Below are 14,470 nucleotides of genomic sequence, written 5' to 3' on the forward strand. Positions count from 1 at the left end.
AATGGAACAAGTTGCACCTTACAAACCAAAATATAAAGTCCGCATAGTCACCGCTGCATCCCTCTTTGATGGGCATGATGCTGCTATAAATATTATGCGTCGTATAATTCAATCTACAGGCGTAGAAGTGATTCATTTAGGTCATGATCGCAGTGTTGAAGAAGTGGTAAATACGGCCATACAAGAAGATGCCAATGCTATTGCCTTAACCTCTTATCAAGGCGGGCATACTGAATATTTTAAGTATATGTACGACTTGCTTAAGGAAAAAGGAGCTGGACATATTAAAATCTTCGGTGGTGGCGGTGGTGTTATCCTTCCAGAAGAAATTAAAGAACTTATGGATTATGGAATCACAAGAATCTATTCTCCAGATGACGGGCGCAGTTTGGGCTTACAAGGAATGATTAACGATTTGGTTCAGTTATCGGATTACGCCATTGGGGAGGAGCTTCATGATGAAGTGAATACCTTAACTCAAAAAGATTCTAAAGCTATTGCAAGATTAATTTCTTCCGCTGAGAACTTTCCTGACGTGGCTAAAACAGCCCTTGAAACCATTCATGAGAAAAATAAAAATTCAAAAACGCCGGTATTAGGAATCACAGGAACTGGTGGTGCGGGTAAATCGTCTTTAGTGGATGAACTTGTTCGTCGTTTCTTAATCGATTTTCCGGATAAAACCGTTGGTTTAGTTTCTGTAGATCCATCAAAACGAAAAACAGGAGGCGCGCTTTTAGGGGACCGAATCCGAATGAATGCTATTAATTCACCGCGCGTATACATGCGTAGTTTAGCAACACGTCAATCTAACTTAGCCTTGTCTAAATATGTGAATGAAGCTGTAGAGGTACTTAAAGCTGCGGAGTACGATTTAATTATTTTAGAAACCTCAGGGATCGGACAGTCAGACACCGAGATTATTGAGCATTCAGATGTGGCTTTATATGTTATGACACCAGAATTTGGGGCTGCAACACAACTTGAAAAAATTGATATGCTCGATTTTGCCGATTTGGTAGCCATCAATAAATTTGATAAACGTGGATCTTTAGATGCCTTACGCGATGTTAAAAAACAATACATGCGTAATAATAATCTTTGGGATATCCCGCAAGAAGATCTACCCGTTTACGGTACTATTGCCTCTCAGTTTAACGATCCAGGGATGAACACGCTTTATAAAGCAATCATGGATACCTTAGTAGAAAAGGCCAATTCAGAATTAAAATCTACGTTTGAAATTTCACAAGAAATGAGCGAGAAGATTTTTGTAATTCCTCCTTCTCGTACACGTTATTTATCTGAAATTGCAGAAAGCAACCGTACTTACGACAAAACAGCGGTAGCCCAAGTAGAAGTGGCTCAGAAATTATACGGTATTTATAAAACGATTGCCTCGGTTTGCGAGTTAACACCAGAATTGGATAAATCGGGTATCGCCGCAGAATCATTAAATTCTAGCGCGGCAGGTAATGCGGATTTTGTAAAAATGCTTATTGCTGAATTTGATCGCATAAAGCTTAACCTTGATCCTTATAACTGGGAAGTTATTACCGGTTGGGAGGAAAAAGTAAATCGTTATAAAGCGCCAATTTATAGTTTTAAAGTTCGCGAAAAAACGATTGAGATTGAAACGCATACCACCTCTTTATCGCACAGTCAAATACCAAAAGTAGCCTTGCCAAAATACCAGGCTTGGGGTGATATTTTAAGATGGTGTTTACAAGAAAATGTACCAGGAGAATTTCCATATACCTCAGGTTTATATCCATTTAAAAGAACCGGAGAAGATCCGGCTAGGATGTTTGCTGGAGAAGGTGGACCAGAACGTACCAATAAACGTTTCCACTATGTAAGTATGGGCTTACCCGCTAAACGTTTGTCTACTGCTTTTGATAGTGTAACGCTTTACGGTAATGATCCCGATTTACGACCTGATATTTATGGTAAAATAGGAAATGCTGGGGTGTCTATTTGTTGTTTGGATGATGCTAAAAAATTATACTCTGGTTTTGATTTGGCTCACGTAATGACCTCGGTAAGTATGACCATCAATGGTCCTGCCCCTATGCTATTAGGCTTTTTTATGAATGCAGCTATTGATCAGCAATGTGAAAAATACATAAAAGAACAAGGTTTAGAACGTGAAATAGAAGCTAAAATTGCAGAAATTTATAAGGATAAAGAACGTCCTAAATATAATGGTGCTTTACCAGAAGGTAATAATGGCTTAGGCTTAATGCTTTTAGGGGTTACTGGAGATCAAGTGCTCCCAGCTGAGGTGTATGCCGAAATTAAAAAGACCACCATTGCTCAAGTTAGAGGTACTGTGCAAGCCGATATTTTAAAAGAAGATCAGGCGCAAAATACCTGTATCTTTTCTACGGAATTTGCATTGCGTTTAATGGGGGATGTTCAGGAGTACTTTATTGAAAATAATGTTCGTAATTTCTATTCGGTATCGATTTCAGGGTATCATATTGCAGAAGCAGGGGCAAATCCTATAACGCAATTGGCCTTAACCTTGTCTAATGGATTTACCTATGTAGAGTATTATTTAAGTAGAGGGATGGATATTAATAAATTCGGACCTAACTTATCCTTTTTCTTTTCTAACGGGATTGATCCGGAATATGCGGTTATTGGTCGTGTAGCTCGTAAAATTTGGGCTAAAGCCATGAAGCATAAATATGGGGCTAATGCCAGAGCGCAAATGCTAAAATATCATATTCAGACTTCAGGCCGTAGTTTGCATGCTCAAGAAATTGATTTTAATGACATTCGTACGTCGCTTCAAGCGTTGTATGCTATTTATGATAATTGTAACTCATTGCATACCAATGCTTATGATGAAGCTATTACAACCCCAACGGAAGAGTCTGTGCGTAGAGCTATGGCTATTCAGTTAATCATCAATAAAGAATTAGGTTTAGCTAAAAATGAAAATCCAATTCAAGGCTCTTTTATTATCGAAGAGCTTACGGATCTTGTTGAAGAAGCTGTACTTCTAGAATTTGATCGTATTACAGAACGTGGTGGTGTGTTAGGTGCCATGGAAACCATGTACCAGCGCAGTAAGATTCAAGAGGAAAGTCTTTATTATGAAACCTTAAAACACAACGGACAGTTTCCAATTATTGGTGTTAATACGTTTTTAAGCAGTAAAGGCTCTCCTACGGTGCAACCCGCTGAGGTGATTAGAGCGACTGAGGAAGAAAAACAGTTTCAAATTAAAACCTTAGAGAACTTGCATAGCGCACATCAAACCGACGCGTTGTTAAGCGAATTACAACGTAAGGCCATTAATAATGAAAATATTTTTGAAGCCTTAATGGAAGTTTGTAAAGTGTGTTCATTAGGTCAAATTACTTCAGCTTTATTTGAGGTAGGTGGGCAATACCGAAGAAATATGTAGTCATGAAATGGAAGACGGTTTTTATAACAACCTTATAAATCAGCGATTATAAAAGTCATAAATAATTGTAAAAGCGTTTCTTTATGGAACGCTTTTTTTAATTCAAAATGAAGAACAGCTATGAAGCATACGTTTAAAGCCGCAGTGCAATGGACACTAGGGGCCGAAGAAAGTACCAAGAATCCTAGAACATTTAGCCGAAACCATGAGGTGACAATCGCTCATAAAACACAGCCATTACAAGTGTCTGCAGCAAAACCCTTTAGAGGAGATGAGGCTTTGTATAATCCTGAAGACTTGCTGTTGTCCGCTTTAACCTCGTGCCATATGATGTCTTACTTGTACGTTTGTGCTCAGCATCATATAGAAGTGTTACACTACTCAGATAGGGCTGAAGGCGATTTAGAAGTAGCTTCAAATGGAAGTGGAAGCTTTAGAACAGTACGATTACAACCCGTGGTGACCATTAAAAATTCAGACCAAAAAGAAATCGCACTTCAACTTCATGAAAAAGCTAACGCCCTTTGTTTTATAGCGAATTCTTGCAATTTCGAAATTGTTCATAACGCCACTATAGTGGTTGCCTAAGATCTTTTGAAAAAATAATCTGTTGCTTTTGCATCTTTTTTGCTTCTGTATCGTCTATTAAGTGAACCTTAAAACGTAAAATGATGAAAACTATAGATTGTAACTGCAACTGTGAAGGTTGCTCAAAAGGAAATTGTTCAAACTGTACATGTGAAAACTGTACATGTACAAATTGCAATTGTTAAATATAAATTGGTCCGAATGCTTACGTTTTGTATTCGGACTGATTTTTGTTACATTTAGAATATGACGACAAAAAGTGTTTGGGAAAACTATTCAGAAGATATCCGACGTTTTATTTTAAGCAAAGTAAAAGACGTCGTAGCTGCGGATGATATTTTACAAGATACTTTTATTAAAGTCCACACCAAACTACACACGCTAAAGGATGATGATAAGTTGAAGGCTTGGTTGTTTTCAATTGCACGCTTTACCATTTTAGATTATTACAAAGTCCACAAATTAACTTTGCCCACGGACGATATAGAAATAGCATCAGAGCCCGGGCCAAAAGGGCATACCGAGCACGATTGCTTACGAGGTATTTTGCTCAACTTACCTAAGAAATATAGAGACCCTCTATTTTTATCGGATATTAAAGGGCTTAAACAGCAAGAGGTGGCCCAACAATTGCATTTGGCTTTGCCTACGGTTAAATCTCAGATTCAACGTGCTAGAAAACAAATCGCTCAAGGTTTTATGGACTGTTGTGGATTTAAAATGAATGCCGATGGGCATCTTGTAGGAGAAATACAAGACAAAGCAGACTGTAAAGTTTGTCAATAATTGTACCTTTGGCGCCTACAGTTCTATACTAAAATAGAGCCTTATTATTACATACGCAGATGTCTTTCAAAAAACTACACCCTTTATTAAAAGAATCCTTAGAGAATTTAGGATTTGAAACCTCTAATGCCTTTCAGAAAAAAGCATTACCCGTATTAAAAGGTGGGGCAGACGCTTATGTTATCGCACCGAAAGACAGCGGAAAAACAACAGCATTAATAATTGCAATAATTCATAAATTAAAAGCAGCAGCTTTTGAAGATTCTCCGAGAGCTTTAGTTATTGTAAAAGACAAGAAAGAAGCCTTAGCCTTAAAAGCGGTTTTTGAAGGCTTTACGCAAACGACAGATTTAAGAGTTTATGCGCTTTATGATGAGTACGACATAGAGAAACAAAAAGAGGAGGTTTACTACGGTCAAGATATTATTATAGCGACCCCTGGACGTTTAAGTAAGCTTTATTTTTTAAATGGTATTCATTTAGGTGAAATTCAGATGTTTGCGATTGAAGATGCAGATTATTTAGGGCGTCATAATGCTTATAATCACATTTTGCGTTTATCAGAAAGCTTAGCTAAATGTCAGTTTGTGATTATGGCTGAAGAGATGAATTCAAAAATTAAGAATTATCAGAACGCCTTTATGAGTAATGCACAGCTTATAAAAGGGCGTTAAGACCTTAAAAGGTCATCATCCAATGCCGCTGCATAGTTTTAAATTTTTTTAATTCACCACGAAGAATCGGTAAGTAGTCCTTGCCGTTACTATTGGCATTTTCTAATCTTCTGCAGTTGCGGTACAAGCGTGCGGTGAGCCGATCTAAACGCTCTAAATGTTTGTTTTTCTTATAAGAACATGCTTCGCGTTCTACATTTATAATTTCCGGAGCAAGATGGGTAGATTGTTGTACAATATCGCCAGAAAAATAAATATGGTCATCTTCCTTACCATCGGAATTTAAAGCTGCTAAATCATGATTGAGATAATTAGAAATCCGTCTAGAAAGCGCAAGAATATCCATGGCCTTTTCGTAAATAGGCAAATGAGATAGTGGTGAAGGTAAATTGTAACTCATAACTTCAATAGCAATTACTACGAATTTAAGAACTAATACTGAAACAGTGCTTTAGATATTAAGGTGAAATTGTATTTTTGCTTTAATAATGATGTAGAAATCGTTAAAGTTTATTAAAATGAGCATCGATACCTTGAATTGGAAGATTTTAAAATGTCTGCAGCAGAATGCGCGCATGTCTAATGCTGAAATCGGGAGGCGTGTTGGGATTACTTCTCCGGCGGTCTCAGAACGGATTAAAAAAATGGAAGATTCGGGTGTCATACAAGGGTATACCACATTTGTATCTCCTTTTGAAGTCGGGTATCAACTCAAAGCTCTAATTACTTTAAGAGCTTTTATGGGAATGCTTAAACCATTTTTAGAAAAGGTGAAAACCTATGATGAGGTGGTGAATTGTTATCGCATTACCGGTAATGAAAATATTGTGATGGAGGTGGTTTTAAAAAATCAAAAACACCTCGAGACATTTATTGATCAACTAATCACTTATGGCGAAACCAAAACCCAAATAGTTTTGTCTCATGTTATAAAATACAGTGAGGTGAAACCACCACTAAAATAAACACTTTTAAATCTGTTTTTTAAGATGCTCTACAATAATCTTGGCATGTATTCTAGAATTTTCAATAAACCATTTGTGGGTTTCTTTACCACCACAGATCACGCCTGCTAAATACAGCCCCTTCACGTTTGTTTCCATAGTCTCAGGGTGGTATTTAGGGATGCTTTTACCGTCCTTAGAGAGTTCGATGCCTACAGTTTTTAAAAAGGTAAAATCAGGATGATAACCGGTTAAGGCCACCACATAATCATTGGCTATGGTTTTGTCACCTTCAGGAGTTTGTATGACAAGATGCGAGGGTGTTATTTCTTTAATCTCAGAATTAAAATAAGCTTTAATACTTCCTTCTTCAATACGATTTACAATATCTGGTTTTACCCAATATTTTACTCGTTCTCCAATGGCTTCTCCTCTAATAACCATAGTAACATGGCCTCCTTTTCTGTAAATTTCTAAGGCTGCATCTACTGAAGAGTTACTAGCGCCAACCACCGCCACATCTTGTAGCGTAAACGGATGTGCTTCCTTATAATAATGAACAACTTTAGGTAAGTCTTCGCCAGGGACATTTAAGAGGTTTGGAAGATCGTAAAATCCGGTAGCAATTATAACTTTTTTTGCGGTATATAGAGATTTTGTAGACTGAACGTTAAAGCCCAATTCTGTTTGTTTTATGGCTTCAACTTTTTCATAGAGATAAATTTCTAAAGCGTTAGAGGTGGCCACGCGTCTATAATATTCTAAAGCTTCGTTACGCGTGGGTTTAGGATTATTACTTATAAATGGAATGGCATCTATTTCTAATTTTTCTGAGGTCGAAAAAAACGTCATATTCAAAGGGTAGTGGAATAAAGAGTTGGTTAAAGCTCCTTTTTCTAAAACCGCGTAGTTAAGCTTTTGTTTTTTACATTCTAAGGCACAGGCAATTCCTATGGGGCCGGCACCAATGATGAGTACATCTAATTCTGAATTTTTCATAGAGTCTAAAATTACTTTTTTTAGAGGGATATGTAAAGTGTATGTTATTAAATATCTCTTAAAATAATTAGGCCATTTTTATATTGTATTTTTGAATTTTAAACTTGAAAGATATGCGATTTTTAATTGTTTTACTTACAATAGTATGTTTTGTAAGCTGTAATGAGAAAAAAATAATAGCAACAGATTTAACACCTTTTCAGAGAAAAAAAAATGCTGAATTTAAAGACGCGTCTAAATCGCCCTTAAAAGCTAAGGACCTGAAAAACTTTGAAGGCTTAGATTTCTTTCCTTACGACTCTACGTTTTTGGTGCAAGCCACTTTAAAGCGTACCCCAAATACAGAATGGTTTCAAATGAAAACCACTACAGACCGTTTATCTAAAGAACGCGTTTTTGGGGTTATAAATTTTGAATTGCAAGGCAAGTCATTTCAACTTAACGTGTATCAAGGAGAAGAGTTAATGCAAACCGAAGGATTTGAACAGTATTTGTTTCTACCGTTTGTAGATAATACTAATGGCGAGTCTACGTATCCAGGCGGACGTTATATAGATTTAAATATACCGGAAGGTGATACGATGGAAATCGATTTTAATTCCGCTTATAATCCCTATTGTGCGTATGATGAAAAATATTCGTGCCCAATTGTTCCTATGGTGAATTACCTAGATTTAGATGTGGAAGCGGGAGTAAAAGCCTTTGTCAAAGACTATAAATAGTCAAGTTACAGTTGTTTTTCTACAAGGTAGTTTTCTAAGACAACTCCTTTTAAACTCTTCTTTTGCTTTTTAATAACGTCAAAATATTTATTGTCAAAGAAAGGAAGTGCGGTTTTACTAATGTCCGATTTTAAAACTTCAAAATCGTTCATAATAACATGAGATTCCATAATTCGTAATAATTTAGAACCTATACCTTGACGTTGGTAATCTTTATGAACAAACAAGCCATCTAAGTAGTTGCCATTTTTTAAGTAGGCAAATCCAACGATATGGCCTTCAAGTTCAGCCACGATAAAATAAAATTTCTTAATACGTTTTTCCCATTCCGAAATTTTATCGGCACCCGATGCCCATGCTATAATCTGTTTTTCAGAATAATCTGCAGCATTAATATGGGTAATGGTGTCTCTAAAAATCGTGGTGATTTCAGGAACATCATTGGCGGTTGCCGGTCTTATGTCTATAGTAGTTTTCAAGATGAAATCTGAATATTAAAGCTGAGTAATTGTTTTTCTAATGGCGACTAAATTAGATAGTAAGCTTTCTAAATTATCTAAATGTAACATGTTTGCACCATCACTTTTCGCGTTAGCAGGGTCAAAATGTGTTTCAATAAATAAGCCATCTACATTATTAACCACACCCGCACGAGCAATAGTTTCTATCATATCTGGGCGTCCACCGGTAACTCCAATACTTTGATTAGGTTGTTGTAAAGAGTGTGTAACATCTAAAACCGTAGGGGCAAATTCGCGCATGGTTGGGATACCTCTAAAGTCTACTATCATATCCTGGTAACCAAACATCGTCCCGCGGTCTGTAATCCAAGCCTGCTCGTTTCCTGCATCTTTTACTTTTTGCACGGCATGCTTCATTGCTTCAGGACTCATAAACTGTCCTTTTTTTAAGTTGACCACTTTACCTGTTTCTGCAGCGGCAACGACTAAATCCGTTTGACGCACTAAAAATGCAGGAATCTGAAGGACATCTACATATTCTGCAGCTTTAGCCGCATCACTAACTTCATGGATGTCGGTAACGGTAGGAACATCAAAAGTTTCAGAAACTTTTCTAAGAATTTTTAAGGCTTTTTCATCCCCAATTCCTGTAAAACTGTCAATTCTACTTCGGTTCGCTTTTTTAAAGCTTCCTTTAAAAACGTAAGGAATGTCAAGTTTATTTGTAATACTAACAACTTTTTCAGCAATACGTAGGGCCATATCTTCGCCTTCAATGGCACAAGGTCCACAAAGTAAAAAGAAGTTATTAGAATCGGTATGTTTTAATTTTGGAATAGTGATCAAAGCTATAGACTTAAAATTATTAGGGCACAAAGATACGTTTTTGAATGTTTAGTTGAAACAATCTATTAAGGATATTGTAGCGCCATACGTCTATATGAATCTTTAGGTTTTAATGTTTTGTTTTTCAGGGCTTATAAGCTTTAAGCCCTAACAAGTTTAACTAGGAGTAATACCATAAAAAGGGTTAAAACTTTTTTCTGAGACTATTACGAATCATCCATAGAGACATCACAAAATTAATTAACACAAAAAGTCCACCATAGAGCAGTAGTTTTTGGGAGGATTCTGCCCAATTTATAATATGAAGCGCATCGACTAAGTAGGCCACGATTAAATAAGAGGATAGGCAAACAAAGGTAATCCCTAAAGAAAAATTTAGTTGTCGGCTAGGTTTTAGTAATTGCCATAAAAAAGGAATGCCAAATAATAAAATAGGATAAGCAGAAAGTCCGTTATTTTGATTTGTTTTTGTAAACCAATAGATTATAACAGATAAAAAATAAAGGTATGGGATGTATTTGGTGTATTTATTTAAAGTGTGCATCTGGTTTTGTTTTAGGGGTTAACAACAGTTTAAAATAGGACGCAATGTGAGCCTTTAAAAGGGGTGATGAAAGATAGAGGCCCTTGACTGTTAATCAGTTATTTAACGAAAGATACGACTTCAAAGCGCTTGAAAACGAAAATATAACATATTATTAACGATAAGAGCAAATTATGATGTACATTTGCACGCTTAAAATCAGCACTAGTTATGACTAAGATTAAAAATATCGCAATTATTGCCCACGTCGACCACGGAAAAACAACATTGGTTGATAAGATTATGTACCATTGTCAACTGTTTCGTGAAAACGAAAATACTGGCGACTTAATTCTAGATAATAATGATTTAGAACGTGAAAGAGGGATTACTATTACTTCTAAAAACGTTTCCGTTATTTATAAAGACACTAAGATTAATATTATTGATACTCCTGGTCACGCCGATTTCGGTGGTGAAGTAGAGCGTGTTTTAAACATGGCCGATGGTGTTGTGTTATTAGTCGATGCTTTTGAGGGTCCTATGCCACAAACGCGTTTCGTTTTACAAAAGGCGATTGACTTAGGTTTGAAACCTTGTGTCGTTGTAAACAAAGTGGATAAAGAAAACTGTACACCAGATGAGGTACACGAAAAAGTTTTCGATCTAATGTTTGAGCTAGGTGCTGAAGAATGGCAATTAGATTTCCCAACCGTTTATGGTTCTGCAAAGAACAACTGGATGAGTGATGATTGGAAAAATGAAACAGAGAACATTGAGCCGTTATTAGATATGGTTATAGAGCATGTTCCTCAACCTGTATTTCCAGAAGGATCAACGCAAATGTTAATCACCTCTTTAGATTTCTCTAACTTTACTGGGCGTATTGCTATTGGTAGAGTACAAAGAGGAAACATTGTAGAGGGACAACAAATTTCTTTAGTAAAAAGAGATGGAACTATAACCAAAACGAAAGTAAAAGAAGTCTTTGTTTTTGAAGGTTTAGGTCGTAAAAAAGTAGAACGTGTTGAAACAGGTGATATCTGTGCGCTTGTAGGTGTGGAAGGATTTGAAATTGGAGATACTATCGCTGATATTGAAAACCCTGAAGGTTTAAAATCTATTGCTATAGATGAGCCTACAATGAGTATGTTATTTACAATTAACGATTCGCCTTTCTTCGGAAAAGACGGAAAGTATGTAACATCACGTCATATTAAAGATCGTTTAGAAAAGGAATTAGAGAAAAACTTAGCCTTACGTTTAAGCGAAACTGAAACGGCAGATAAGTTTATGGTTTTTGGTCGTGGTGTATTACACTTATCGGTATTAATCGAAACAATGCGTCGTGAAGGTTACGAATTACAAATTGGACAACCACAAGTAATCATCAAAGAAATTGATGGTGTTAAATGTGAACCAATTGAAGAGTTAACCATTGACCTTCCTGAAAACGTATCTGGTAAAGCTGTAGAGTTTGTAACCATGCGTAAAGGAGAGTTATTAAGTATGACGACAAAAGGAGACCGTATGGTTTGTGAGTTTATGATTCCTTCTCGTGGTATCATTGGTTTACGTAACCAGTTATTAACGGCTACTGCAGGTGAGGCTATTATGGCACACCGTTTTAAAGAATACCAACCATTGAAAGGTGATATTCCTGGACGTATTTCAGGATCATTAATCTCTATGGAGAATGGTACTGCAATTCCTTATTCTATTGATAAATTACAAGATAGAGGTAAGTTCTTTGTAGAGCCAGGTGAAAATATCTATGAAGGACAAGTAATTGGTGAAAACTCTCGTCAAGATGATATGGCTGTAAACATTACAAAAGCTAAAAAGCAGAGTAATGTACGTAGTTCTGGAGCAGATGATAAAGCTAAGATTGTACCAGCAATTAAATTCTCTTTAGAAGAAGCTTTAGAATACATCCAAAAAGATGAGTACGTAGAAGTTACACCTAATCACTTAAGATTACGTAAAATCTACTTAAAAGAAACAGATCGTAAGCGTAACAAGTTTTAGATCTATAAGTTTTATAATATTGAAAAGAGAGATACTGAAAAGTGTCTCTCTTTTTTTATTAGTATAATAACGCAATCTATTTTATCTTACACCGATTTATTCTATTAAAACAAATTAATGCTATTCAACTCCATAGATTTTGCAATTTTTCTTCCAATTGTATTTATATTATACTGGTTTGTTTTTAAATCCTTAAAAAGTCAGAATGTATTATTGCTCATTGCGAGTTATGTCTTTTATGCATGGTGGGATTGGCGTTTTTTAGGATTAATAATCTTAAGCACATGTATTGATTTTTGTATGGGCTTAGCGATTGAAAAAGCCTCATTGAAACAACATAAAAAATACCTGATGCTCTTGAGTGTTCTACTCAATTTAGGCATCTTGGGCTTCTTTAAATATTACAATTTCTTTATTGAAAATTTTAATGATGCCTTCATGCTTTTTGGTAAAGCTATAGACCTCAATTATCTTCATATTATCTTACCTATAGGAATTAGTTTTTACACCTTCCAAACCATGAGCTATTCCATAGATATCTATAGGGAGAAGATAAAACCAACCAAGGATATTGTTGCTTTTGCGTCGTTTATATGCTTTTTTCCACAATTAGTTGCAGGTCCTATTGAGCGGGCCTCAAACTTTTTACCACAAATACAAAAACGAAGAATTTTTGATTATGCTAAAGCAACCGATGGTCTAAAACAAATTCTTTGGGGACTGTTTAAAAAAATGGTCATTGCTGATAATTGCGCATTTTTTGTCAATGCTATTTTTGAAGATTACAGCAATTACTCCGGAAGCACCTTATTTTTTGGCGCTTTCTTGTTTTCTATACAGATTTATTGCGATTTTTCAGGGTATTCAGATATTGCCATTGGGGTCTCTAGATTGTTTGGTTTTAATTTGAAAAAGAATTTTGCTTATCCTTATTTTGCACGGAACATCGCCGAATTTTGGAGACGCTGGCATATCTCCTTAACCACATGGTTTAAAGATTATTTTTACATTCCTATTGGCGGAAGTCGTGGTAGTAAATGGATGCAATTAAGAAACACCTTTGCCATTTTTATGGTTATTGGCTTATGGCATGGCGCCCATTGGAAATTTGTAGTTTATGGATTAATAAATGCCTTACATTTTGTACCCTACATTATTAGAGGCAAAAACACAAAATATGCCGCTGTTGTAGCTGAGAATCGGCTCTTTCCAAATAGAAAAGAACTTTTCGGAATGTTCCATACATTCTTGTTTTTAATTTTTGCGCGTATCTTTTTTAGAGCAGACTCGTTACCCCATGCTATTGGCTATTTAAAGCATTTGTTTTCGCAATCCTTGTTTCAATGGCCTCAGTTTTCAAGTAATAAGCAAGCGTTAACCCTGTTTATTCTAATTTTGTTTTCGTTTGGGGTAGAATGGTTCGGTCGCGATAAAGCCCATGCCCTTGAAAATATATTTAAGACCTCAAAACGGACCTATAGAGTCATGTTTTATTATGCAATTGTCTTCTTAATATTTTACTTTAATGGAGAAGAGCAACAGTTTATCTACTTTCAATTCTAGAGATGAAAAAATTTATAAAACAAGTTTTAGCCTTTGTCGTTCCTGTCTTAATTCTTATTGCAATGTTAGAAATTGCTTTGAGGCATATTCCTAATGATTATAGGTTTAAACATTCTGAAATCACCTTGCAAAAAGACGCTATTAAAACGTTAATCTTAGGAAGTTCGCACAGTATGTATGGGATGAATCCGGAATACTTCACTAAAAAAACCTTTAATTTAGGTCATATTTCAGAAACTATAGATCTCGATTATTTAATGCTTAAAGCATATATCGATAGACTCCCCGAATTAAAAACGGTGGTGGTGAGGCTTTCTTACACCACCTTACACGAGCAATTGGGTGAAGGTGCAGAAGCATGGCGATTAAAAGATTACCAGCTTTACCATCATCTAAAGGTATCTAATAAATTAAAATATAAGAGTGAAGTTTTAAGTGTGAAGCTAAAAAATAATCTATCACGACTTAAAGCCTATTATGTGAATGATGAAGACATGATCAGCGTGACTAAATCGGGTTGGGGCTATTTTGAAAACGAACACGCCAATGGAGCCCTAGAAGATTTAGGCGTATATGCGGCAAAAAAACATACCCTAAGGTCTTCGGCTTTAGTAAAAGCGAATACGCTTTTTTTAAAACAGTTAGTGGAGTTATGTGAAAATAAGGGTGTTGAAGTGCTTTTGGTTACCTTACCAGCCCATAAAAGCTATAGAAATCATTTAAATACGACCCAATTAGAAACTATTATTAAGGCAGGAACTAAAATGGAAGAAACGTATAAAAATTGCAGGTATTATAATTTTATGGCTGACAAAACGTTTGGCGCAGCGGATTTTTATGATGCCGATCACTTAAATGCTTCTGGAGCTAAGAAATTTTCCCAATTGATTAATAGCTTAATAGAAAATTAAAATTATT

14 protein-coding genes are annotated in these 14,470 nt (G+C 35.8%); 9 read left to right on the top strand and 5 right to left on the bottom strand.

Features of this window, described 5'->3' with window-relative positions:
• Position 1: 1 nt before the first annotated feature.
• From DFQ08_RS05175 to DFQ08_RS05195, 4 genes are all read left to right on the top strand, one after another.
• On the top strand, positions 2–3,418 hold the full coding sequence (locus DFQ08_RS05175) for a methylmalonyl-CoA mutase family protein (protein ID WP_114308760.1): 3,417 nt from the start codon (positions 2–4) through the stop codon (positions 3,416–3,418).
• 120 nt (positions 3,419–3,538) lie between these two features.
• A complete protein-coding gene (locus DFQ08_RS05180) occupies positions 3,539–4,006 on the top strand; it encodes an OsmC family protein (RefSeq protein ID WP_114308761.1) in 468 nt (155 codons plus the stop codon).
• 246 nt (positions 4,007–4,252) lie between these two features.
• The gene (locus DFQ08_RS05190) at positions 4,253–4,792 is read left to right on the top strand and encodes a sigma-70 family RNA polymerase sigma factor (RefSeq protein ID WP_114308763.1); all 540 of its coding nucleotides are present in this window, start codon (positions 4,253–4,255) and stop codon (positions 4,790–4,792) included.
• Positions 4,793–4,851: 59 nt separating this feature from the next.
• Positions 4,852–5,466, top strand: a complete 615-nt coding sequence (locus DFQ08_RS05195; RefSeq protein WP_114308764.1) for a DEAD/DEAH box helicase — start codon at positions 4,852–4,854, stop codon at positions 5,464–5,466.
• A gap of 4 nt (positions 5,467–5,470) precedes the next feature.
• Here the strand turns inward: DFQ08_RS05195 and DFQ08_RS05200 are convergent, their stop codons facing one another.
• Positions 5,471–5,866, bottom strand: coding sequence for a hypothetical protein (locus DFQ08_RS05200; protein WP_114308765.1), 396 nt, complete (start codon positions 5,864–5,866; stop codon positions 5,471–5,473).
• Positions 5,867–5,984: 118 nt separating this feature from the next.
• Between DFQ08_RS05200 and DFQ08_RS05205 the strand changes: the two genes are divergently transcribed.
• Positions 5,985–6,431 carry an Lrp/AsnC family transcriptional regulator gene (locus tag DFQ08_RS05205; RefSeq protein ID WP_114308766.1) on the top strand — a complete coding sequence of 149 codons (447 nt, stop codon included), beginning with the start codon at positions 5,985–5,987 and terminating at the stop codon, positions 6,429–6,431.
• A gap of 6 nt (positions 6,432–6,437) precedes the next feature.
• On the opposite strand, the gene DFQ08_RS05210 is transcribed toward DFQ08_RS05205, so the two are convergent.
• The gene (locus tag DFQ08_RS05210) at positions 6,438–7,409 is read right to left on the bottom strand and encodes a YpdA family putative bacillithiol disulfide reductase (RefSeq protein WP_114308767.1); all 972 of its coding nucleotides are present in this window, start codon (positions 7,407–7,409) and stop codon (positions 6,438–6,440) included.
• Between the two features lie 113 nt (positions 7,410–7,522).
• Between DFQ08_RS05210 and DFQ08_RS05215 the strand changes: the two genes are divergently transcribed.
• Positions 7,523–8,131, top strand: coding sequence for a DUF1684 domain-containing protein (locus DFQ08_RS05215; RefSeq protein WP_114308768.1), 609 nt, complete (start codon positions 7,523–7,525; stop codon positions 8,129–8,131).
• Between the two features lie 5 nt (positions 8,132–8,136).
• Here DFQ08_RS05215 and DFQ08_RS05220 read toward each other — a convergent pair whose 3' ends face one another.
• The 3 genes from DFQ08_RS05220 to DFQ08_RS05230 all read right to left on the bottom strand — a co-directional run bounded on the left by DFQ08_RS05220 (position 8,137) and on the right by DFQ08_RS05230 (position 9,982).
• A complete protein-coding gene (locus DFQ08_RS05220; protein WP_181858362.1) occupies positions 8,137–8,610 on the bottom strand; it encodes a GNAT family N-acetyltransferase in 474 nt (157 codons plus the stop codon).
• Positions 8,611–8,625: 15 nt separating this feature from the next.
• Positions 8,626–9,444, bottom strand: coding sequence for a 3-deoxy-8-phosphooctulonate synthase (kdsA, locus tag DFQ08_RS05225; protein ID WP_114309669.1), 819 nt, complete (start codon positions 9,442–9,444; stop codon positions 8,626–8,628).
• A gap of 178 nt (positions 9,445–9,622) precedes the next feature.
• The gene (locus DFQ08_RS05230) at positions 9,623–9,982 is read right to left on the bottom strand and encodes a hypothetical protein (RefSeq protein ID WP_114308770.1); all 360 of its coding nucleotides are present in this window, start codon (positions 9,980–9,982) and stop codon (positions 9,623–9,625) included.
• A gap of 210 nt (positions 9,983–10,192) precedes the next feature.
• On the opposite strand from DFQ08_RS05230, the gene typA reads away from it, so the two are divergent.
• From typA to DFQ08_RS05245, 3 genes are all read left to right on the top strand, one after another.
• The gene (typA, locus tag DFQ08_RS05235) at positions 10,193–11,989 is read left to right on the top strand and encodes a translational GTPase TypA (protein ID WP_114308771.1); all 1,797 of its coding nucleotides are present in this window, start codon (positions 10,193–10,195) and stop codon (positions 11,987–11,989) included.
• A gap of 117 nt (positions 11,990–12,106) precedes the next feature.
• On the top strand, positions 12,107–13,552 hold the full coding sequence (locus tag DFQ08_RS05240; protein ID WP_114308772.1) for an MBOAT family O-acyltransferase: 1,446 nt from the start codon (positions 12,107–12,109) through the stop codon (positions 13,550–13,552).
• 2 nt (positions 13,553–13,554) lie between these two features.
• On the top strand, positions 13,555–14,463 hold the full coding sequence (locus DFQ08_RS05245; RefSeq protein WP_114308773.1) for a DUF1574 family protein: 909 nt from the start codon (positions 13,555–13,557) through the stop codon (positions 14,461–14,463).
• Positions 14,464–14,470: the final 7 nt, after the last annotated feature.

This window comes from Winogradskyella arenosi, assembly GCF_003337305.1.
Classification (GTDB): Bacteria; Bacteroidota; Bacteroidia; order Flavobacteriales; family Flavobacteriaceae; genus Winogradskyella; species Winogradskyella arenosi.

Coding starts and splice junctions, on each gene's coding strand:
- DFQ08_RS05175 (WP_114308760.1), top strand. CDS start 2: ATGGAACAAGTTGCACCTTACAAACCAAAATATAAAGTCCGCATAGTC.
- DFQ08_RS05180 (WP_114308761.1), top strand. CDS start 3,539: ATGAAGCATACGTTTAAAGCCGCAGTGCAATGGACACTAGGGGCCGAA.
- DFQ08_RS05190 (WP_114308763.1), top strand. CDS start 4,253: ATGACGACAAAAAGTGTTTGGGAAAACTATTCAGAAGATATCCGACGT.
- DFQ08_RS05195 (WP_114308764.1), top strand. CDS start 4,852: ATGTCTTTCAAAAAACTACACCCTTTATTAAAAGAATCCTTAGAGAAT.
- DFQ08_RS05200 (WP_114308765.1), bottom strand. CDS start 5,866: ATGAGTTACAATTTACCTTCACCACTATCTCATTTGCCTATTTACGAA.
- DFQ08_RS05205 (WP_114308766.1), top strand. CDS start 5,985: ATGAGCATCGATACCTTGAATTGGAAGATTTTAAAATGTCTGCAGCAG.
- DFQ08_RS05210 (WP_114308767.1), bottom strand. CDS start 7,409: ATGAAAAATTCAGAATTAGATGTACTCATCATTGGTGCCGGCCCCATA.
- DFQ08_RS05215 (WP_114308768.1), top strand. CDS start 7,523: ATGCGATTTTTAATTGTTTTACTTACAATAGTATGTTTTGTAAGCTGT.
- DFQ08_RS05230 (WP_114308770.1), bottom strand. CDS start 9,982: ATGCACACTTTAAATAAATACACCAAATACATCCCATACCTTTATTTT.
- typA (WP_114308771.1), top strand. CDS start 10,193: ATGACTAAGATTAAAAATATCGCAATTATTGCCCACGTCGACCACGGA.
- DFQ08_RS05240 (WP_114308772.1), top strand. CDS start 12,107: ATGCTATTCAACTCCATAGATTTTGCAATTTTTCTTCCAATTGTATTT.
- DFQ08_RS05245 (WP_114308773.1), top strand. CDS start 13,555: ATGAAAAAATTTATAAAACAAGTTTTAGCCTTTGTCGTTCCTGTCTTA.